Annotated in this window: 16 protein-coding genes; all 16 read left to right on the forward strand. The window is 40.3% G+C overall.

The annotated features are described in order from the left end of the window. The first annotated feature begins 8 nt into the window (after nt 1–8). The 16 genes from hscA to der all read left to right on the forward strand — a co-directional run bounded on the left by hscA (nt 9) and on the right by der (nt 21,700). Complete coding sequence (gene hscA / locus GWI58_RS09375; protein ID WP_094959789.1) at nt 9–1,859, forward strand: Fe-S protein assembly chaperone HscA; 1,851 nt, start codon at nt 9–11, stop codon at nt 1,857–1,859. A 2-nt stretch (nt 1,860–1,861) separates the two neighbouring features. Then, nucleotides 1,862–2,197, forward strand: a complete 336-nt coding sequence (gene fdx / locus GWI58_RS09380; RefSeq protein ID WP_004243842.1) for an ISC system 2Fe-2S type ferredoxin — start codon at nt 1,862–1,864, stop codon at nt 2,195–2,197. Nucleotides 2,198–2,212: 15 nt separating this feature from the next. Beyond that, nucleotides 2,213–2,407 carry a Fe-S cluster assembly protein IscX gene (gene iscX / locus GWI58_RS09385; RefSeq protein ID WP_004243841.1) on the forward strand — a complete coding sequence of 65 codons (195 nt, stop codon included), beginning with the start codon at nt 2,213–2,215 and terminating at the stop codon, nt 2,405–2,407. 280 nt (nt 2,408–2,687) lie between these two features. Further along, a complete protein-coding gene (gene pepB, locus GWI58_RS09390; RefSeq protein WP_004243837.1) occupies nt 2,688–3,983 on the forward strand; it encodes an aminopeptidase PepB in 1,296 nt (431 codons plus the stop codon). A gap of 27 nt (nt 3,984–4,010) precedes the next feature. After that, the gene (locus GWI58_RS09395) at nt 4,011–4,436 is read left to right on the forward strand and encodes an enhanced serine sensitivity protein SseB C-terminal domain-containing protein (RefSeq protein WP_004248435.1); all 426 of its coding nucleotides are present in this window, start codon (nt 4,011–4,013) and stop codon (nt 4,434–4,436) included. Between the two features lie 261 nt (nt 4,437–4,697). Next, nucleotides 4,698–9,788 (forward strand): alpha-2-macroglobulin family protein, encoded by a 5,091-nt coding sequence (locus GWI58_RS09400; protein WP_161769123.1) that lies wholly within the window; start codon nt 4,698–4,700, stop codon nt 9,786–9,788. Between the two features lie 48 nt (nt 9,789–9,836). Continuing rightward, on the forward strand, nt 9,837–12,158 hold the full coding sequence (gene pbpC, locus GWI58_RS09405; RefSeq protein WP_161769124.1) for a peptidoglycan glycosyltransferase PbpC: 2,322 nt from the start codon (nt 9,837–9,839) through the stop codon (nt 12,156–12,158). Nucleotides 12,159–12,392: 234 nt separating this feature from the next. Further along, the gene (gene ndk / locus GWI58_RS09410; protein ID WP_004243827.1) at nt 12,393–12,818 is read left to right on the forward strand and encodes a nucleoside-diphosphate kinase; all 426 of its coding nucleotides are present in this window, start codon (nt 12,393–12,395) and stop codon (nt 12,816–12,818) included. 142 nt (nt 12,819–12,960) lie between these two features. After that, nucleotides 12,961–14,142, forward strand: coding sequence for a bifunctional tRNA (adenosine(37)-C2)-methyltransferase TrmG/ribosomal RNA large subunit methyltransferase RlmN (locus tag GWI58_RS09415; protein ID WP_004243825.1), 1,182 nt, complete (start codon nt 12,961–12,963; stop codon nt 14,140–14,142). A 94-nt stretch (nt 14,143–14,236) separates the two neighbouring features. Next, nucleotides 14,237–14,662, forward strand: coding sequence for a hypothetical protein (locus tag GWI58_RS09420; RefSeq protein WP_237611684.1), 426 nt, complete (start codon nt 14,237–14,239; stop codon nt 14,660–14,662). A gap of 72 nt (nt 14,663–14,734) precedes the next feature. Further along, nucleotides 14,735–15,697 (forward strand): cytoskeleton protein RodZ, encoded by a 963-nt coding sequence (gene rodZ / locus GWI58_RS09425; RefSeq protein ID WP_094959793.1) that lies wholly within the window; start codon nt 14,735–14,737, stop codon nt 15,695–15,697. Between the two features lie 47 nt (nt 15,698–15,744). After that, a complete protein-coding gene (ispG, locus tag GWI58_RS09430) occupies nt 15,745–16,866 on the forward strand; it encodes a flavodoxin-dependent (E)-4-hydroxy-3-methylbut-2-enyl-diphosphate synthase (RefSeq protein ID WP_004243820.1) in 1,122 nt (373 codons plus the stop codon). A gap of 122 nt (nt 16,867–16,988) precedes the next feature. Continuing rightward, entirely contained in the window at nt 16,989–18,272 is a 1,284-nt protein-coding gene (gene hisS / locus GWI58_RS09435; protein WP_004243819.1) for a histidine--tRNA ligase, read from the forward strand. Between the two features lie 10 nt (nt 18,273–18,282). Beyond that, the gene (locus tag GWI58_RS09440; RefSeq protein WP_004243818.1) at nt 18,283–18,903 is read left to right on the forward strand and encodes a YfgM family protein; all 621 of its coding nucleotides are present in this window, start codon (nt 18,283–18,285) and stop codon (nt 18,901–18,903) included. A gap of 14 nt (nt 18,904–18,917) precedes the next feature. Continuing rightward, entirely contained in the window at nt 18,918–20,090 is a 1,173-nt protein-coding gene (gene bamB / locus GWI58_RS09445; RefSeq protein ID WP_004243816.1) for an outer membrane protein assembly factor BamB, read from the forward strand. A gap of 119 nt (nt 20,091–20,209) precedes the next feature. Then, a complete protein-coding gene (gene der, locus GWI58_RS09450) occupies nt 20,210–21,700 on the forward strand; it encodes a ribosome biogenesis GTPase Der (protein WP_017827098.1) in 1,491 nt (496 codons plus the stop codon). Nucleotides 21,701–21,734 lie beyond the last annotated feature (34 nt).

Below are 21,734 nucleotides of genomic sequence, written 5' to 3' on the forward strand. Positions count from 1 at the left end.
AAATTGTTATGTCATTATTACAAATTAGCGAGCCAGGACAAACACCTGCGCCACATCAGCGTCGATTAGCTGCGGGTATTGACTTAGGAACAACACACTCACTTGTTGCCACTGTACGTAGTGGGCAAGCCGAAGCGCTTTCTGATAGTGAAGGTCGCTATTTATTGCCATCTGTTGTGCAGTATCAAGTTGATAATATTAATGTTGGCTGGCAGGCGAAACAAGAAGCTGAAAAAGATCCCGCCAATACCATCAGCTCAATAAAACGAATGCTGGGGCGCTCGCTAAATGATATAACCAGTCGTTATCCTAACCTCCCTTACCATTTTCATGACAATGATAGTGGACTGCCATTAATTAAAACACCTGCTGGCATTGTCGATCCTATTCAAGTTTCTGCGGATATTTTAAAAGCCTTAGCAGAGCGTGCAATACAATCATTAGGTGGTGAACTTGATGGTGTGGTTGTCACTGTACCTGCTTATTTTGATGATGCACAGCGTCAAGGCACTAAAGAAGCAGCACGTCGTGCAGGTTTACATGTATTACGTTTATTAAATGAACCTACTGCTGCCGCGATTGCTTATGGATTAGATTCCGGAAAAGAAGGCACTATTGTCGTTTACGACTTAGGGGGCGGAACTTTTGATATCTCTGTCTTACGTTTAACTAAAGGGGTGTTTGAAGTCTTAGCAACTGGTGGTGATACTGCGTTAGGCGGTGATGACTTTGATATGATGTTAGCCGACTGGATCAGAGAGCGTGCGGGATTTGGCTATCAAAATGATGTTATTTTACAACGTCAATTACTTGATATTGCCTCAGAAACTAAAATCGCTTTAAGTGATAATGATGTGGCTGATATCAATATCAATGGTTGGAAAGGGGAAATTACCCGCGCTGAATTTGAATCATTAATTCAACCTTTAGTTAAACGTACGTTGTTATCCGTTCGTCGAGCATTAAAAGATGCTGATATTGACGTGGATGAAGTGCTCGAAGTGGTTATGGTGGGCGGATCAACTCGCGTGCCGCTGGTGCGCCAAATGGTAGGCGATTATTTTAAACGTGAACCATTAACTTCGATTGACCCTGATAAAGTTGTTGCTATTGGTGCCTCTATTCAAGCAGATATTCTGGTGGGTAATAAACCTGATAGCGAAATGCTCTTGTTGGATGTTATTCCGCTCTCATTAGGTTTAGAAACCATGGGCGGGCTGGTTGAAAAAGTGATCCCACGAAATACCACTATCCCTGTTGCGAGAGCACAAGAATTTACCACTTTTAAAGATGGTCAAACTGCCATGAGTGTTCATGTGGTACAGGGTGAACGTGAAATGGTGAGTGATTGTCGCTCATTAGCTCGTTTTACTTTGCGGGGTATTCCACCAATGGCGGCGGGGGGAGCACATATACGTGTTACCTTCCAAGTGGATGCTGATGGTTTATTAAGCGTTAGTGCGATGGAAAAATCCACTGGTGTTGAAGCCTCAGTACAGGTAAAACCTTCTTATGGTCTTAGTGATACAGAAATCGCTAATATGATCCAATCTTCAATGGAAAATGCCAAAGAAGATTTACAAGCTCGTCGTCTTGCCGAGCAAAAAGTCGAAGCCGCTCGCGTGTTAGAAAGTTTAACCGCAGCATTACAAGAAGATGCTCATCTCTTAACTGAAGATGAGAAAACGGCTATCGATAATGTTGTAGATACTTTAATAGAAAGCGTTGAGGGAACAGATCCTGTTGCCATTGAAAACGCCATTAAACAACTGGATAAGCAAACTCAGGAATTTGCTGCGCGTCGTATGGATACTTCCATTCGTCAAGCGTTGGCAGGTCATTCTGTGGATGAGATATAACTATGCCTAAAATTGTATTTTTACCCCATAGCACACTTTGCCCGGAAGGTGCTGTTGTTGATGCCACTGAAGGTGAGTCTATTCTTGATGTTGCATTACGTAATGGCATTGAGATTGAACATGCGTGTGAAATGTCGTGTGCGTGTACCACTTGTCACTGTATCGTTCGTGAAGGTTTTGATTCTCTTGATGAAAGTACAGAGCTGGAAGACGATATGTTAGATAAAGCGTGGGGATTAGAGCCAGAAAGTCGTTTAAGTTGCCAAGCGAAGGTAACTGATGAAGATTTAGTCGTTGAAATACCTAAATATTCTATCAACCATGCGAGAGAACACTGATTTTAGGAGTTTAAAATGAAATGGAGTGATACACGTGAAATAGGGGAAGCGCTTTATGATCTCTACCCCGATACAGATCCAAAAACCGTTCGTTTTACCGATATGCATCAGTGGATTTGCCAATTAGACGATTTTGATGATGATCCACAAAAATCGAATGAAAAAATTCTTGAAGCAATTTTATTAGTTTGGCTTGATGAATTTGAATAATCGAGTAAATGATTAATGCGAAAGACTGGTTAATTGCCAGTCTTTTTGTTTTTATTGCTCAGTATGATTTAACTTTAAAAGAGGAATAAATACCTCAAAAGACTGAGTAACCAGCGTTTGTTTATGGGATATTGCTCGTAAAGTAACATGCAATTAGCTAAAAGGCTTTAATGAGAATGGTCGTGACTGATTTTTTGCAGTAAATTGATCACGCTAAAAGGTAAATATCTGGTAGTCTGAATAGGTTAACTGCCATCAGTAATAATAAGTGAGATAATAAATGAATAAACAAATTATGCCTATCATGCTGTCTAATGAACCTGCAGCAGCATGTTGGGGAGAAAAAGCACTAATTAGCACTAACGAAACTGGCATGACCGTTCACTTAACGGAAGAAAACCGCTTAGGGGCCATTCAGCGTGGTGGACGCAAAATTGATGGTCAAGGTATTCGTAATGTTGCTCTAGTTGGTGACGGCTGGGATTTAGAACGTAGTTGGGCGTTTTGGTTAGGTTTTAGAGCACCTAAAGGCGCACGTTCAATCGAATGGCCACAATTAAGTGAAGCGGACAAAAAAGAATTAGAGTCGCGTATCCGCATTGTTGATTGGGTGCGTGACACAATAAATACCCCAGCAGAAGAGTTAGGGCCAGAACAACTGGCACAGCGTACTGTTGATCTGTTTTGTGGTTTAGATAAAGAAGATATCAGCTATAAAATCACCAAAGGGGCTGATCTTCGAGATCAGAACTATGCGGGAATTTATACTGTAGGTCGAGGCTCTTCACGTGATCCCGTCTATTTAGCATTAGATTTTAATCCAACTAAAGATGCCGAAGCCCCTATCTTTGCCTGTCTTGTTGGTAAAGGGATCACCTTTGATTCAGGCGGATATAGCATCAAACCTTCTTCTTCCATGAATTCTATGAAAGCGGATATGGGCGGTGCTGCAACCTTAGCAGGTGCTTTGGCTTTAGCTATTACACGAGGTTTAAATAAACGCGTAAAACTATTGCTATGTATTGCTGATAATATGGTTAGCGGTAATGCCTTTAAGTTGGGAGACATTATCCGTTATCGTAATGGTAAATCCGTTGAAATCATGAACACGGATGCAGAAGGTCGTTTAGTTTTAGCAGATGGTTTAATTGATGCTAGCAACTTTGCCCCTGAATTGATTATCGATGCGGCAACATTGACAGGTGCAGCTAAAGTGGCCGTAGGTAATGATTATCACTCTGTATTAAGTTTTGATGATAAATTAGCGAATGAATTATTAGCAAGTGCAGATCAAGAAAATGAACTGTTCTGGCGCTTACCATTAGCTGATTTCCATCGTAGCCAGTTACCATCAAGTTTTGCTGATCTCAATAATATTGCCGCACCTTCACATACCGCAGGCGCAAGTACAGCAGCCGCTTTCCTTTCTCACTTTGTGAAAGATTATAAAAAAGGCTGGGTACATATCGACTGTTCAGCAACTTACAGAAAATCATCTGTAGAGCAATGGGCAGCTGGGGCAACAGGATATGGTGTTCGTTCTATCGCTAATTTATTATTAACAAAAGCAAAATAATAAACATTATGTGATTTGGAGTTTGTAATGGATGTATCTGAACAATTTGAAGTACAAGAAATTGTTGCTGTTGAAGGTTCTTCTCTACAACTGAGTGTGCTTGAGCCACAGCCTGAAAAATTAACACAAGCATTGAGCGAATTTTTTGGTCAACATAAGCCTATTCGTCGTGCATTTATTGTTAATGCTTTGGAGCAAGGTGATGATGAGTCATTTTATTTGATTGGGCTAGAAATCACTGGAGAAGAAAATATTATTGCTCAGATACTCCCACAAGCTGCTGAAGCCGCTTTTGAGCATCTAGAAGAAGGACAATCTCTGGATTTCTGTTTTGTGAATAAAGATGAGCAAGGTGTAAGTCATTTTATGACTCACCATGTAACACCTTTTTATCAACGCAAATTAGGGGGCTTTCTTCGTAAGGGTATTCCAATCGTTAATTTGAATACCTAACCTAGTTTTTTGCAGTTTAGGCGATATCTCATCAGATATCGCTTTTTTTTACCCTATAATAAGAAAATGATTAAAATAGCAAATGGTTTGCATTTATATGTAACTCTTTGTTTTACTATTATTTTGCTTAAAAACGCACAAACAAATAATTAGTAAAGCCTAAATAAGGCTGTAGTATTAGATAATTAATTTACTTAATACGTTGTATATTATTATAGCCTGCATAAAACATCATATAATTCAGGGGTTGAATTAAAGGAAATGGATATGAATCGAGATCAATTTAGACAGTACACGGAAAAAAGAGGGTACCGTTGGTGTACACTTGCAGTGGTACTGGCTTCAGCATTAGCTTTAACAGGCTGTGATGATAACAAAACAGAAGATGAGCAATCTTCGACGAGTGATAACTCACAACCAACACAAGTTGCGGAACAAAAAAGCACATCGCAACAAACGACAACACAACTTGGTGATAAAACCGCAGTTACAACCAAAACGAATAATCAAACTGCATTAACTAGCCAAGAAGTGCGCAATGAACTTGCTCGTCGTTATGCAGGTAAAGAGGTGACTGTATTAGATGCCTCTGAATTACAACGCGATGGCGCAAGTACGATGGTAGTGACTTTTTCAGTACCACTCGATCCTGACCAGAAATTTGATGATGTTATCCGTCTTGTTGATACTAAAAAAGGTAAATTAGAAGGGGCTTGGGAGCTATCTGATAATCTGATGGAGTTACGATTCCGCCATTTGCCACCTTCAACAGAGTTAAACCTGACTATTGATGCTCAAATTAAAGGAATTAACGAACGTAAATTAGTAGAGCCATTTAGCCAAAAATTTACTACAGAAGAGATTTTTCCATCGGTTGGCTTTACCAGTAAAGGCTCATTATTACCGTTAGAAGCAACGGAAGGTTTGCCAATTAGCGCATTAAATGTCGAACAAGTCGATGTTAACTTTTTTCGAGTTAAAGATGATCGGTTAACACAATTTTTAACTCAATGGGAAAGCCGCTCTAATATTAACTATTGGGAATCAGACGATTTTCTGTCACAAGCGGATTTGGTGTATAGCGGGCGCTTTGAACTTGATACAGAAAAAAACACCCGTGAAAATGTCTTATTACCACTCAAATCTATTGAAGCCCTGAAAAAAGAGGGTGTCTATATCGCTGTAATGCAGCAGGCAGGTAAATACTCCTATACCATGCCGGCAACGGTATTTACTTTTAGTGATATCGGTTTATCAGTACATAGCTACCTTAATACGCTAGATATTTTTACTCAATCCCTGAAAAATGGCGCAGCATTAGACAATATTGAAATTCGTCTTTTAGATGAAAAAGGTAATTTAATATCTAAAACAAAAACTGATAATCAAGGGCATGCCACATTAGAAAAGAGTGATAAAGCACGTTTATTACTCGCTATTCGTAATGGGCAAACCAGTATGATTGATTTGCGTAAACCAGCCCTTGATTTATCCGAATTTGATATCGGCGGGCCACAAGGTTATAGCAAACAATTTTTTGTTTTTGGTCCACGCGATCTGTACCGCCCCGGCGAAACCTTAATCGTTAATGGTTTATTGCGAGATGGTGATGGAAACCCGATTAAAGAGCAACCTGTTAAAGTTGACTTATTAAAAACGGATGGTCAGGTTTCCCGTAGTTTTGTTTGGCAACCTGAAAATGGTTTTTATCAGTTGAAACTGATGATCCCTGAAAATGAGAGTACAGGTATTCGGAAATTACGTTTTGATTTAGGCGATGGCACTCCACGCTTCTACCAATTCCAAGTTGAAGATTTTATGCCTGAGCGTATGGCATTAGAGATCACCGGTAAAAAAGGCATTTTACTCAGTGGTAATAATGCTTATTTTGATATTAAAGGTCGTTATCTTTATGGTGCACCGGCAGCAGATAATCGCTTACAAGGGCAGGTTTTTTTAAAAGCTTCGCGAGAAGCCGTCAGTCAACTGCCGGGTTATGAATTTGGTGCCGTAAAAGATGAAAATTTAAGTCGTTTATTAGATGAATTTGAACTTAATCTTGATACGGATGGTGAAGGGGCATTAACGGTTGATAAAGACCGTTATGCTGAAGTGAAATCACCGATTAATATTATCTTACAAGCAAGCTTACTTGAAGCCGGAGGGCGTCCTGTTACTCGCCGTTATCAACAAGCGGTATGGCCAGCGACACATCTTGCGGGAATTCGCCCTGTTTTTGCTAAAAAAGAGGTGTATGACTACCGTAATGATAAATATAAATCAGGCTATAGTGTTGATGAAAACTCAATGGCGGAGTTTGAAATCGTTTATACCGATCAAGAGGGTAAAAAATTACCTGCTGATGACCTAAAAGTAAGATTTATTTACGAACGTTATGATTATTATTGGCGTTGGTCTAATTCAAATGGTTGGGAGTCTGGCTACAATCAAAAAGATCTGCAAATGGATGAGCAGACTATCAAAATTGCTAAAGATGGTACCGCAAAAGTGGCTTTCCCTGTTGAATGGGGCTCTTATCGTATAGAAGTGGTCGATCCTAAAACAGAACTTGTCAGTAGCTTACGTTTTTGGGCGGGCTATTCTTGGATGGATAATACAGGCGGAACCGGGGCAGTAAGACCTGATCAAGTTAAATTAAAATTAGATAAAGAGAGTTACTTACCGGGTGAAAAAGTCAAACTCAATATTGCAGCCCCTCATCCTGGTAAAGGTTATGTGCTATTAGAATCGAGTGATGGGCCGCTATGGTGGCAAGAGATTGATGTACCTGAAAAAGGGCTTGATGTTGAAGTACCTATTAATAAAGAGTGGGCAAGACACGATTTATATTTGACTTCGATGGTGGTAAGACCGGGGGATACATCCAAACAAGCGACGGTAAAACGTGCAGTAGGTATTTTGCATTTACCACTACAAGATAACAATCGCCGTATAGATATTGCACTGGATGCACCTGAAAAAATTCGTCCAAATCAAGATCTAAAAATTCGGATTAAAGCTAAGCCCGTTGCAGGCCAGCCATTGCCGGAAAACATCAATGTATTAGTGTCTGCAGTTGATACAGGTGTCTTAAATATTACCGACTATAAAACGCCTGATCCGTACGAAGCTTTCTTTGGTCGTAAGCGCTATAGCGTTGATCAATACGATGTTTATGGTCAGTTAATTGAAGGTGAAGGGCGTTTAGCTAACCTACGTTTTGGTGGTGATGGAAGCGAAGAAAGCGCATTATCTCGTGGTGGTAAAAAGCCATTAACAGATGTGCAAATTATTGCTCAACAAGCCACACCTGTAAAATTAAATGCACAAGGTGAAGGTGAGGTTTCTTTACCTATACCTGAGTTTAATGGTGAAGTCCGCCTTATGGCTCAAGCATGGACTGCGGATAAATTTGGTAGCCAAGAAGGTAAAGTTGTTGTTGCCGCGCCATTAGTTACTCAACTCTCATTACCACGCTTTATGGCTGGGGGAGATGATGCGTTACTGTCATTAGATTTAACTAACTTAACGGATGCACCACAATCTATTACGTTAAATTATACGGCATCAGGATTAGTTGATTTAGCGGGTGTCGACAGTAAAACTGTTTCATTATCGAAAGGTGAACGAACTCAAGTTCAAATCCCTATTACGGCAAAACATGGATTTGGCCAAGGAGAATTTTCCCTGTCTATTTATGGTATTAAAGTACCTAATGAAGAGATAAAACCTTATCAAAATACTTGGAAAATAGGTGTACGCCCTGCGTATCCTGCTGAGACAATACATTACGCCAATACATTAGCAGATGGTGAGTCTTGGCGCCTACCAAACGAAGCATTAAATCAATTTAATCGCTCAACGCTTGAGGGGGAATTATTACTTACCAGTCGCCCTCCGTTACAGGTAGCGCGTTATGTTAGAGAGTTATTTGCATATCCTTATGGATGTCTTGAGCAAACTGTTAGTGGATTATATCCATCCTTGTATTCAACAGAGAAAGAGTTGAAGCAATTGGGGATCAAAACACAAACAGATATGCAAAGAAAAGAAGCCATAGAAAAAGGGATTGCTCATATCCTAACAATGCAAAAATCCGAAGGAGGATTTGCCTTGTGGGATCAAGGTGGGCGTGAAGAGTTTTGGTTAACGGCGTATGCAACAGATTTCTTATTTAGAGCGTCTCAACAAGGTTACGAAGTTCCTACTGAGGCATTAAAACGGGCAAATGATCGTCTACTACGTTATTTACAAGATAAAAACATTGTTAATGAAGAGTATGTGGTTAACCAAGATGCGGCTCGATTCTCAGCAAGAGCATATGCGGCTTTAGTTCTGGCTAATCAGCAAAAAGCCCCTTTGGGAGAATTGCGCCGTTTATATCTAGAACGTAATCAAGCAGGTAGTGGTTTAGCGCTTGTGCAGTTAGGTGTTGCTTTGAAATTGATGGGAGATAACTCTCGTGCTGAAAGCCTAATTGCTGAAGGGGTCACCATGCCACGTAAATATAATTACGGTTTAGGTGATTACGGCAGTACTATTCGTGACCAAGCGTTGATTATTGCGTTACTCAGTGAAAACAATTTGGAAACTCAAACTCGTGATGCCAGTGTTATTACATTATCTGATAACTTAACAGGGCGTGAATGGTTCTCTACACAAGAGAGTAACTCACTATACCTTGCTGGGCGTTTCTTTATTGATATGGCAGAGAAGCCTTGGGAAGTAACCATTAATCGTCAAGTGCCAGCAATGAGTAGTGATCGCGCAGTTAATGAAGCATTGACAGCAACGCAATTGCAAGAAGGTTTAGAGCTAAATAACCAAGGTGGTACAACCATTTACTCTCGAATGAATGTTGTCGGATATCCAAAAGTTGCCCCAGCGCCTTATAGCAATGTATTGAAGATCAATCGTAGTTATTACGATCTAAAAGGCAATCGAGTCGATCCTAATCGCTTACAAAGTGGTGAAATGCTGGTGGTAAAATTAGAGGTTTCAGCTAATAGAGATGTACCTGATGCCTTAGTGGTTGATCTATTACCAGCGGGGCTTGAAATTGAAAATCAAAACTTAGCATCAAGTAGCGCAAGCTTAAGCGATAGCGCTGCTGATTTGCAGGAGTTTATTGATGATATGGGACAAGCCAATATTAAACATCTTGAATATCGTGATGATCGTTTTGTTGCTGCAATAGCGGTTGATAAATATCGTCCTACGACATTACTTTACTTAGCAAGAGCGGTAACTCCGGGGAGTTATCAAGTACCGCCACCGCAAGTTGAGTCAATGTATGTGCCTTATTGGCGTGCCGTAGGGGCAACAAAAAATAAAATTGATGTTGTGCCTTAAGCTAGACAGCCCTTTCTTCGGAAAGGGCTTTTTCCTTTGAGTGATTGAATGAAACTAGGATATAAGCGGTTAATCGCCGCGAGCGTTATTTTTCTATTAGTAACACTATTATTGCTATGGATAGCAGATAAGATCTGGCCACTGCCAGATCCCGAGCCTCAAATCGCCACCATAGTAACGGCTGAAGATGGAACACCACTTTGGCGTTTTGCTGATAAAGAAGGAATATGGCGTTATCACGTTACCCTTTCTGATGTTTCCCCTGAATATTTGCAGGCCTTGATAGCTTATGAAGATCGCTGGTTTTATCAGCACCCCGGCGTTAACCCTATAGCTATTTTACGTGCCGCATGGCAAGACTTAAGCTCGGGAAAAATTATTTCTGGAGGTAGTACGCTTTCAATGCAAGTCGCGCGTTTGATTGACCCCCACTCACGGACTTTAGGGGGAAAATTAAAACAATTATGGCGGACATTACAGCTTGAATGGTATTACTCGAAAGATGAGATTTTAGAAATTTATCTTAACCGTGCACCTTTTGGTGGCACTTTAGAAGGGATTGGCGCTGCAAGTTGGGCCTATTTAGGTAAATCTCCCGCTGATTTATCAGCAGGTGAAGCAACATTAATGGCGGTATTACCTCAAGCACCCAGTCGTTTAAGGCCAGACCGGTATCCAGAGCGTGCTCAAGCTGCACGGGATAAAGTATTAGATAGATTAGCGGAATATCAAATTTGGCCCAAAGAGAAAGTGGCTGAAATAAAGCAAGAGCAAGTGCTACTTGCACCAAGACAAACGCCACAACTCGCGCCATTATTGGCTCGGCGTATGTATAACGAGCAAAAAGCGCCGGTGATCACAACCACGATTGATATTAATCTTCAGCGACAACTAGAAGAGCTAGCCAAACAGTGGAAATATCAGCTAGCCGATAAAACTTCTCTGGCAATACTTGTGGTCGATCACACGGATATGAGTGTTAAAGGCTATGTTGGATCGGCAGACTTTAATGATAATCAACGCTTTGGGCATGTTGATATGATAAGTGCATGGCGTTCGCCGGGATCAACTTTAAAGCCTTTTATTTATGGTCTTGCTTTGGATGAAGGATTGATCCATGCAGAATCACTATTACAAGATGTTCCGCGCCGTTTTGAAGATTACCGTCCTGGTAATTTTGATACTGGATTTAACGGTGCCGTGAGTGCCAGTGAAGCCCTTAGTCGTTCATTAAATTTACCTGCAGTACAATTAATAGAAGCTTACGGCGCAAAAAAATTTGCAGCTAAGTTGCGACATAATCACCTTGAAATGCGTTTTCCTTATGGCTCTGAACCTAATTTAGCGCTTATTTTAGGAGGAACAGCAACACGAATGGATCAATTAGTGGCGACTTTTAGTGCGCTTGCAAGGCATGGAAAGACCGCGCCGTTACGTTTTACGCCAGAGCAAACCATCAATGAACGTATGTTAATGTCACCCGGTGCTGCGTGGATCATTCGGCGAATTTTAGCGGGAGAGGCACGGCCTCGTCCTGATAGTGCTATTTCAGCGGTTGTTCCTTTGGCTTGGAAAACAGGAACAAGTTATGGTTATCGTGATGCATGGTCGATAGGCGTTAATGCGCGTTATACCATTGGTGTTTGGGTGGGGAGACCTGATGGCACACCTGTTGCGGGGCAGTTTGGATTTGCAACTGCTGTACCGATAATGAATCAAGTTAATAATTTATTGACGAGTTATTTTTATCAAAATAAACAGCGGCCTCCTGTTGATCCTAGGCCAAATAGTGTCTCAGCCGCAGCTATTTGTTGGCCAACGGGAAAAGCTTTGCCTAAAGAAGATAGTAACTGCCGAGTCAGCCGACGAAGCTGGATCCTTGATAATACTATTCCCCCAACACTATTGAATGAAAGCCAAGAGGGCATTTTAGGCATCAATGAAAAAGTATGGATAGATAAAGAAGGAAAACGTACAGGGTCTAATTGTCCTGGTGCTCAATTAAAGGATATTGCTTTATGGCCGATAGCATTAGATGCTTGGTTGCCTGAAAAAGAGCGTAGAGCAAAACGATTACCACCAATTTCATTAACATGTCCACCGATTAAAGAAGATATGATCCCATTGTATATCTCTGGGATAAGAAAAGGGGATTTATTGCGTCCATTGCCTGGTGAAACTCAGCTTGAAATAACGGTTTCTACACAAGGGGGAAGTGGTATGCAGTGGTGGTTTTTAAATGGTGAACAAATCGGTAAAACTGAAAATGGGGCAACGTTCTCTTATTTATTAGAAAAACGTGGCAAATACCAACTTTCGGTGCTTGATCTTAGCGGGCAAACGGATATGGTGAATTTCAGTTTTCGTTAAATAAGTGCAGAGTTTAATCAAATGAAGGCAAAAAATGTGATTAAATCGATAAATTATAACTTTTTTGCCACAGTTTTTTAAAAAAAGCGGGATTTCATCTGTGCAATTTATTGTTATCCCCCTATAATCAATCCCTTATTTTTGCAGGGGATACGGTTTTGAGCTGTTTTTCCATGATCTGCGATAAAAACAGGCAACATAAGTTGTTATTAATACAATATTTTGAGGTAATACATGGCTATTCAGCGCACTTTTTCTATTATCAAACCAAACGCAGTGAAAAAAAATGTTATTGGTGCAATCTATAACCGCTTTGAAAGTGCGGGTTTCAGCATCGTAGCAGCCAAAATGTTGCATTTAACTCGTGAACAAGCAGAAGGTTTTTATGAAGAGCATAAAGGCCGTCCTTTCTTTGATGGTTTAGTTGAGTTTATGACTTCTGGCCCTATCATGGTACAAGTATTAGAAGGCGAAAATGCTATCCAACGTCATCGTGACTTAATGGGTGCAACTAATCCTGATAACGCTTTAGCGGGTACTTTACGTGCTGATTACGCGGATAGCTTTACAGAAAATGCAGTGCATGGTTCAGATTCAGAAGCTTCAGCTGCGCGTGAAATTGCTTATTTCTTTACTGAAAACGAAATTTGCCCACGCTAATTTATTAGCATCTGTATACGAAAAAATGTACAATGCGACGCCCTGTTAATCTTTAATAGGGCGTCTTTTTATTAATTAATAAGTATCCCGTTAATAGATTTTTATTAACGTAGGCCGCATAGTGTAACAACGAGGCAATGTCATGACCCAATCTACCACTCCAGCGCCAAGCGCTTCTGTCGCTGTTTCTAAAGAAAATACTGTGAATCAAAAAACAAAAATCAATCTGTTAGATTTAAATCGTAAACAGATGCGTGAGCTTTTTGTCTCTATGGGCGAAAAGCCTTTCCGCGCTGATCAAATCATGAAATGGATATACCATTATTGCTATGATGATTTTGATCAGATGACAGATATCAACAAAGTGCTGCGTGCGAAGTTAAAAGAGATTGCCGAAATCAAGGCACCTGAAGTGTCTGAAGAACAACGCTCTGCGGATGGCACTATTAAGTGGGCGATTAAAGTAGGCTCTCAACAAGTTGAAACAGTCTATATTCCTGAAGATGATCGTGCGACGTTATGTGTTTCGTCACAAGTGGGTTGCGCGTTAGAGTGTAAATTCTGTTCAACGGCACAACAAGGTTTTAACCGTAACCTTAAAGTTTCTGAAATTATCGGCCAAGTGTGGCGTGCTGCTAAAATTATTGGTGCTTTAAAAGAGACAGGCCGTCGTCCAATCACTAATGTTGTTATGATGGGAATGGGTGAACCATTACTTAACCTTAACAATGTTATTCCGGCTCTTGAAATTATGATGGATGACTTTGGCTTTGGGTTATCTAAACGTCGAGTCACCGTGTCTACATCCGGTGTCGTACCTGCATTAGATAAATTAGCTGATGCGGTTGATGTTGCTTTAGCGATTTCATTGCATGCACCAACAGATGATATTCGTGATGAAATTGTCCCTATTAACAAGAAATATAATATTGAAATGTTTCTTGATGGTGTGCGTCGTTATATTGCTAAATCTAATGCAAACCAAGGTCGAGTTACTGTTGAGTATGTCATGCTTGATCATATTAATGACAGCACTGAACAAGCACATCAATTAGCAGAGTGCTTAAAAGATACACCTTGTAAAATCAACTTAATTCCATGGAACCCGTTCCCAGGCGCACCTTATGGACGCAGTTCTAATAGTCGCATTGATCGTTTCTCTAAAGTGTTAATGGAATATGGTTTCACCACTATTGTACGTAAAACTCGTGGTGATGATATTGACGCTGCCTGTGGTCAACTTGCTGGTGATGTGATTGACCGAACTAAGCGTACTCTGAAAAAACGTCTGCAAGGTGAACCAATTTCAGTAAAAGCAGTCTGATAGAGGTGGGTAACTCTCGCTTTGTGCTGTGGTTTTAAAACAAAGTAGAGAGTTGCAAGAATGGATTAATTTAAGGAAGATAACGATGATAAGGATGTCATCAAAGGTTGTTGCTATCTGCTTGGTGTTATTGACAATAGGCTGCCAATCAACAGCAAATAAAAAACATGTTGCAGTGCCTCTTCGTCTTCAATTAGGGGAAGCTTATCTGGCTGAGCAACAATATCAGATAGCCCAATATCATTTTCAAAAAGTGCTGTCAGTGATGCCTGAGCATCCTGAAGCAAATTTAGGAATGGCATTAACATCCCAGTTATTGGGAAATCCTATTCAGGCGCTAGATTATTACAAATTAGCGATGAAGTCGAAGCCAGTAAATGTTAATGTATTAAGGTTTTATGGTAATTTCCTTTGTGAACAAAATTTATTAAACAACAATAATGTGTTAATTGAGGATATACCGTCAGATTATTTGGTTTGTCAGCATGCTGAACACCAAAAATCACCAAATTCGCGATGAGGACGTTAAAAACTGTATTTTCTCGTGTTCATCAATGTTAAACATCCAATAGCCACAGTGCCTAGATTGCTAATGAATACTGAAAACAAAACCGAAGAAGTGAAATTAACAGCGGGTCAACTTTTACGTCAGGCACGTGAAAAAGCGGGGCTAACTCAGCAGACTGTTGCTGATCGACTTTGTTTGAAGTTAACAACAGTATGTGAAATTGAAGCTGATACTATCTCTTCTGGTATTGCACCGACATTTTTACGTGGTTATATGCGCTCTTATGCAAAACTTGTCGGTGTTCCTGAAAGCGCAATTCTAGGTCTAATTGATCAACAAGCCCCAATAAAACAAGTCAAAGTCACAACAACACAAAATTACTCATTGGGTAAGCGTCATAAAAAGCGTGAAGGCTGGTTGATGAAATTGACTTGGGTTATTGTAATAGCAATGATAGCTTTAGTCGGTTTATGGTGGTGGCAGGGGCATCAAGCCGATCAACAAGAATTAGTCTCTATGGCTTCGCAAGACATAGGACAAAATAGTCCGCAAGAAAACACCAATACGATAGAATCTCCTTTATCAACCTTAGATAATAATAGCCCATCATCTGAGGGTGAAAATGTACAAGTGCCTGCTTCTCCATTAGTAGATAATCAGGCTAATAAGGTTGCCGAGCCATCAGTAACAAATGCCACACCTGAGGCAGAAGTTAAAACAGTTCCATTACCGGTGTCACCATTAACCACATCAACGACTTCTCGTGCTGATTCTGCTGAAGGCAATTCAACACCCGCACCAATTGTGGAAAATCAACTGGTCTTGATGTTTGATGGTGAATGCTGGTTAGAAATTCGTAATGCTCAAAATAAAGTTTTATTTAATGGTATTAAGAAAGCCGGTGACCGTTTGGAATTTAATGGTGAGCAACCTTATAAACTAAAAATAGGCGCACCTTCTGTTACTCGTTTACAGTTTAATGGTGAAGCTGTTGACTTAAGCCGTTTTACTGGAAAAATAGCAAAAATAACAGTACCGAGCGCTTAATCTGACTATACATTTGAGCAAGCATGGAAGCATGGGAGAATTAATCAATGCATAAAGAATCACCTATTATTCGTCGTAAATCGACGCGAATTTATGTTGGTAATGTACCTATTGGCGATGGGGCTCCTATCGCGGTACAGTCGATGACGAACACACGAACAACAGACGTTGAAGCGACTGTAAACCAGATTAAGTCTCTGGAACGTGTTGGGGTGGATATTGTACGTGTTTCTGTACCAACTATGGATGCGGCTGAAGCATTCAAACTAATTAAGCAACAAGTGAAAGTACCTTTGGTCGCTGATATTCATTTTGATTATCGTATTGCACTTAAAGTTGCTGAATATGGTGTCGATTGTTTACGTATTAATCCTGGTAATATTGGTAATGAAGAGCGTATTCGTCAAGTTGTCGATTGTGCCCGGGATCGTAATATTCCCATTCGTATTGGTGTGAATGGGGGGTCACTAGAGAAAGATATTCAAGAAAAGTATGGTGAGCCAACCCCTGAAGCGCTAGTTGAATCGGCTATGCGCCACGTTGATATCTTAGATAAATTGAACTTTGATCAGTTTAAAGTCAGTGTAAAAGCTTCTGACGTTTTCCTTGCTGTTGATTCTTATCGTTTATTAGCGAAGAAAATTGATCAGCCTTTACATTTAGGGATCACCGAAGCTGGTGGTGCAAGAGCCGGATCAGTGAAATCAGCTATTGGCCTTGGGATCCTTCTATCAGAAGGTATCGGTGATACTTTACGTATCTCTTTAGCCGCAGATCCGGTTGAAGAAGTAAAAGTTGGCTTTGATATCTTAAAATCATTACGTATTCGCTCTCGTGGTATCAATTTTATTGCTTGCCCAACATGCTCTCGTCAAGAGTTTGATGTTATTGGTACAGTTAATGAATTAGAACAACGTCTTGAAGATATCATTACACCAATGGATGTTTCTATTATTGGCTGTGTGGTTAATGGTCCTGGTGAAGCGGAGGTTTCTACACTAGGTGTAACCGGAGCTAAAACACGCAGTGGTTTTTATGAAGACGGTGTAAGACAAAAAGAGCGTCTTGATAATAGTAATATGATTGATTTATTAGAGGCGAAAATCCGTACAAAAGCGGCAATGCTTGACGGCAACCTCCGAATTAATATAAATCAATTGGATAAATAACACGCAATTAACAGGCTCATTAACTAATGAGCCTGTATTACTATTGATTTCACATTGAATACTGATTGTTTTCGCTTCTATAATCAGTTTATTGATCAATTAATAACTATTAGAGAAAAAAAGTGGCACAAAAAATCCAAGCCATTCGTGGTATGAATGACTACCTACCTGCTGATACGCGGGTATGGCAGAAAATCGAAAATACGCTAAAACAAATTTTAGCCGGTTATGGTTTTAGTGAAATTAGAACACCTATCGTAGAGCATACCCCTCTATTTCAGCGAGCAATTGGTGAAGTGACCGATGTTGTTGAAAAAGAAATGTATACTTTTACCGATCGAGGTGAAGACGCACAAAGCTTAACCTTACGTCCTGAAAATACCGCAGGTTGTGTCCGCGCAGGAATTGAACATGGTTTACTTTATAACCAAGAGCAACGCTTATGGTATTTAGGGCCAATGTTCCGTTATGAACGCCCTCAAAAAGGTCGTTATCGCCAATTTCACCAATTAGGTGCAGAAGTATTTGGCCTACAAGGGCCTGATATTGATGCTGAACTGATTATGTTAACGGCACGCTGGTGGAAGGCTTTAGGTATTGCAGAGCACGTGACTTTAGAACTGAACTCTATTGGTTCACTCGAAGCGCGGGCAAAATACCGTGAAGCATTAGTCGCATTTTTAGAGCAACACGTTGATCAATTAGATGAAGATTGCAAACGTCGTATGTATTCTAACCCATTACGTGTTTTAGACTCTAAAAATCCTGAAATTCAGACTTTATTGAATGATGCGCCTGAACTTTTCGATTATCTTGATGACGAATCAAGAGAACACTTTGATGGTTTATGTGCATTACTTGATGCTGTAGGTATTACTTATCGTGTTAATCAGCGTTTAGTCCGAGGCTTAGATTATTATAACCGTACTGTTTTTGAATGGGTAACCAGTGCATTAGGTTCACAAGGAACGGTATGTGCGGGTGGTCGCTATGATGGATTAGTGAAACAATTAGGTGGACACCCAACGCCCGCGGTCGGTTTTGCCATGGGGATGGAGCGCATGATCTTATTAGTTCAAGCGGTTAATCCTGAGTTTGTTGCTGATACTCATGTCGCTGATGTTTACCTTGCGTCTTTTGGTGATAATAGCCAAAGTGCAGCATTAATGCTGGCAGAAGAAATCCGTGATCAATTACCTACATTGCGCTTAATGACCAATCACGGTAAAGGCAATTTTAAAAAGCAATTAGGACGTGCTGATAAACATGGTGCTAAAATCGCGTTAATTTTAGGTGAAGATGAAATTAACGCTGGCACAGTAGCCGTGAAAGATTTACGTTCAGGTGAACAGACCATTGTATCGCGTAGCGAACTGGCCCAACAATTGACGCTGTTATTAGGTTAAGGAGAGACTTGTGGAAGTTTATAGCACCGAAAACGAACAAGTTGATGCAATTAAACAGTTTTTAAAAAATTATGGTTTAACGATCATTCTCGCTATTGTCATTGGCGTGGGTGGAATTTGGGGTTGGAAATATTGGCAATCACATCAAGCCAACCGTCTACAAGAAAGTGCGGGTGAATTTGCAACAATAAATGAAGCATTAACGAAACCAACGCCTGAAAATATCGCATTAGCCGAAAAATTTGTTTCTGAAACTAACGATATTTATGGTGCTTTAGCCTCTTTAGAGTTAGCTCAATTAGCGATTGATGCCAACGATTTAGCCAAAGGTGAAACTCACCTGACTAAAGCAATATCTATGGTAAAGAATGAAGCATTTGCAGATATGCTTAACCTTCGCTTAGCACGTGTGCAACTGGCATTAGATAAAACTGATGCTGCGTTAATTTCATTAGAGCAAGTGAAAAGTAAAGCATGGGATGGAATGAAAAATTATATCCGTGGTGATGTATTAGCGAAAAAAGGCGATAATGCAGGTGCAGCCGCCGCTTATCGTAATGCATTGAATGATGAAAATGCAGGCGCTATTCGCTCATTGGTTGAACTTAAACTCAATAATTTATCCAATTAAAGGGATCTTCAGACATGCAACTGCGTAAAACTCTCCTGATCGGTCTACTAGCATCAGCATTATTAGCTGGGTGTTCTAGTGAGCAGGATAATGTGACAATGTCTCCATTGCCTGAGGTGCAGAGCCAATTTACCCCTTATGTGGTGTGGGACAAATCGGTTGGCAATGGTATTGGAAAATACTATTCCCACTTGTCACCAGCATGGGATGGTTCAGTTGTGTATGTCGCTGATCGCCATGGGGTAGTTAAAGCATTAGAATTAGAAACGGGTAAAGAGATTTGGTCTCAAGATCTCTCAACTAAAAAAGGTTTCTTCTCCTCTAATGAATCAGCATTACTTTCCGGTGGTTTAACCGTCTCTGGTACTCGTGTTTTTGTCGGCACAGAAAAAGCAAAAGTGTATGCTTTAAATACAGATGATGGCTCTATTGATTGGGAGACAGATGTTGCCGGAGAAGCGATTTCCAAACCTGTTGTTAGTGATGGTTTAGTGCTTATTCATACCAGTAACGGTATGTTGCAAGGGCTTGATTTGCTGACAGGTGAAGTATCATGGACGGTCAACTTAGATACACCATCATTATCCGTACGTGGTGAATCAGCACCGGCTGTTGCTTATGGTGCAGCGATTGTGGGCGCTGATAATGGCCGTGTTAGTGCGGTGGTGTTATCTCAAGGGCAATTAGTTTGGCAGCAAAATATTTCACAAGTGAAAGGCTCTACTGAGATCAGCCGCTTAAATGATGTCGATATTACGCCGATTATTGATGAAAATACTGTTTATGCCATGGCTTACAACGGTAATTTAGTCAGTCTAGATATGCGTTCAGGGCAGATCATCTGGAAACGTGATTTAGGTTCAGTTAATGACATGGTACTTTTGGGTGACAATCTATACCTTGTTGACCAAAATGACCGAGTTTTAGCTGTGCGCAAATCTGATGGTGTGACATTATGGACACAAGAAGATCTACTGCACCGTAATTTAACCGCCCCGGCTATCGTTGATGGTTATTTAGTGGTGGGAGATGCAGAAGGCTATCTCCATTGGATTGATACCAGTACAGGCAAATTTATTGCTCAAAATAAAGTAAATAGCTCAGGTTTATTAAGCCGTCCACAGGCTGTTCAAGATAAACTGATGATCCAAGCACGTGACGGTAAACTTTATCTATATCGTCGGTAATTAAGCACTGACAAATATAATTATTTTACGGCTCCTTTAAAGGAGCCGTTTCGTCTTTTTAGTATTTACATGTAAAATACCATCAGATTTATGATTGTATTTTTATGAGGCATCAAAAAATGATACCCGTTATTGCCTTAGTAGGGCGCCCTAATGTGGGAAAATCCACATTATTTAACCGACTAACACGCACAAGAGACGCATTAGTTGCGGATTTTCCTGGACTTACCCGTGACCGTAAATATGGTCGTGCAGAATTAGACGGTGAAGAATTTATTATCATTGATACTGGTGGTATTGATGGTGCAGAAGAGGGGGTAGAAACCCATATGGCATCACAATCACTGCAAGCCATTCAAGAAGCCGATATTGTGCTATTTTTAGTCGATGCGCGAGCAGGATTAATGCCAGCCGACCAAGGTATTGCTAAACACTTGCGTGGTGTTGAGAAAAAAACCTATTTAGTGGCGAATAAAACAGATGGTATCGATATTGATACCGCCTTGGCTGATTTCTACTCTTTAGGATTAGGGGAAATATTCCCTATTGCTGCCTCACATGGTCGTGGTGTTTCTCAACTGATTGAGCAAGCGCTGCTACCTATTGTGGGCAAAGTTGTCGAAGAAGAGAAAGAATTAACAGAAGAAGAAGAGAATGCCGCTTATTGGGCTGCTTTAGAAGCAGAGCAGAAAGAGCAAGAAGAAGAGGAAGAAGAGGATGATTTCGATCCGACAACACTTCCTGTTAAATTAGCTATTGTAGGCCGCCCTAATGTAGGTAAATCAACTCTGACTAACCGTATGTTAGGTGAAGAGCGTGTTGTAGTTTACGATATGCCAGGCACTACCCGTGATAGTATTTACATACCGATGGAGCGTGATGATAAGGAGTATATCCTTATTGATACCGCTGGCGTTCGTAAACGCGGAAAAGTAAAAGAAACGGTAGAAAAATTCTCAGTGATCAAAACATTACAAGCGATTGAAGATTGTAATGTTGCACTACTTGTTATTGATGCTCGTGAGGGTATTTCAGATCAAGACCTCTCTTTATTAGGTTATATTCTTAATTCTGGACGCTCTTTAGTTATTGCTGTCAATAAATGGGATGGTATGACCCAAGAAGATCGCGAACAAGTTAAAGATATGCTTGATCTCAAATTAGGTTTTGTTGATTTTGCCCGCGTTCATTTTATCTCGGCATTACATGGTAGTGGTGTTGGTAATCTATTTGAGTCGATTCAAGAAGCCTATACTTGCGCGACACGTCGTGTTGGTACATCAATGTTGACGCGCATAATGAAGATGGCAGAGGATGATCACCAACCCCCTCTTATTCGTGGACGCCGTGTAAAAATGAAATATGCCCATGCTGGGGGATATAATCCACCTGTCGTGGTTATTCATGGTAACCAAGTGTCTGATTTACCTGATAGCTATAAACGCTATTTAATGAATTATTTCCGTCGCACACTACAAGTGATGGGAACTCCTATCCGTATTCAATTTAAAGAAGGGGAAAACCCTTATGCGGATAAGAAAAATAAATTAACAGCTTCGCAAATACGTAAACGTAAGCGTTTAATGGCTCATTTAAAGAAATCAAAATAAATTAAATAGCCAGTTAAATGTAGAATAAAAACTG

Source organism: Proteus sp. G2674, from assembly GCF_009915195.1.
Lineage (GTDB): Bacteria > Pseudomonadota > Gammaproteobacteria > Enterobacterales > Enterobacteriaceae > Proteus > Proteus mirabilis.

What these genes read in the sequence shown, in the direction of transcription:
- hscA (WP_094959789.1), top strand. Translation starts at nt 9, where the DNA reads ATGTCATTATTACAAATTAGCGAGCCAGGACAAACACCTGCGCCACAT.
- fdx (WP_004243842.1), top strand. Translation starts at nt 1,862, where the DNA reads ATGCCTAAAATTGTATTTTTACCCCATAGCACACTTTGCCCGGAAGGT.
- iscX (WP_004243841.1), top strand. Translation starts at nt 2,213, where the DNA reads ATGAAATGGAGTGATACACGTGAAATAGGGGAAGCGCTTTATGATCTC.
- pepB (WP_004243837.1), top strand. Translation starts at nt 2,688, where the DNA reads ATGAATAAACAAATTATGCCTATCATGCTGTCTAATGAACCTGCAGCA.
- GWI58_RS09395 (WP_004248435.1), top strand. Translation starts at nt 4,011, where the DNA reads ATGGATGTATCTGAACAATTTGAAGTACAAGAAATTGTTGCTGTTGAA.
- GWI58_RS09400 (WP_161769123.1), top strand. Translation starts at nt 4,698, where the DNA reads ATGGATATGAATCGAGATCAATTTAGACAGTACACGGAAAAAAGAGGG.
- pbpC (WP_161769124.1), top strand. Translation starts at nt 9,837, where the DNA reads ATGAAACTAGGATATAAGCGGTTAATCGCCGCGAGCGTTATTTTTCTA.
- ndk (WP_004243827.1), top strand. Translation starts at nt 12,393, where the DNA reads ATGGCTATTCAGCGCACTTTTTCTATTATCAAACCAAACGCAGTGAAA.
- GWI58_RS09415 (WP_004243825.1), top strand. Translation starts at nt 12,961, where the DNA reads ATGACCCAATCTACCACTCCAGCGCCAAGCGCTTCTGTCGCTGTTTCT.
- GWI58_RS09420 (WP_237611684.1), top strand. Translation starts at nt 14,237, where the DNA reads ATGTCATCAAAGGTTGTTGCTATCTGCTTGGTGTTATTGACAATAGGC.
- rodZ (WP_094959793.1), top strand. Translation starts at nt 14,735, where the DNA reads ATGAATACTGAAAACAAAACCGAAGAAGTGAAATTAACAGCGGGTCAA.
- ispG (WP_004243820.1), top strand. Translation starts at nt 15,745, where the DNA reads ATGCATAAAGAATCACCTATTATTCGTCGTAAATCGACGCGAATTTAT.
- bamB (WP_004243816.1), top strand. Translation starts at nt 18,918, where the DNA reads ATGCAACTGCGTAAAACTCTCCTGATCGGTCTACTAGCATCAGCATTA.
- der (WP_017827098.1), top strand. Translation starts at nt 20,210, where the DNA reads ATGATACCCGTTATTGCCTTAGTAGGGCGCCCTAATGTGGGAAAATCC.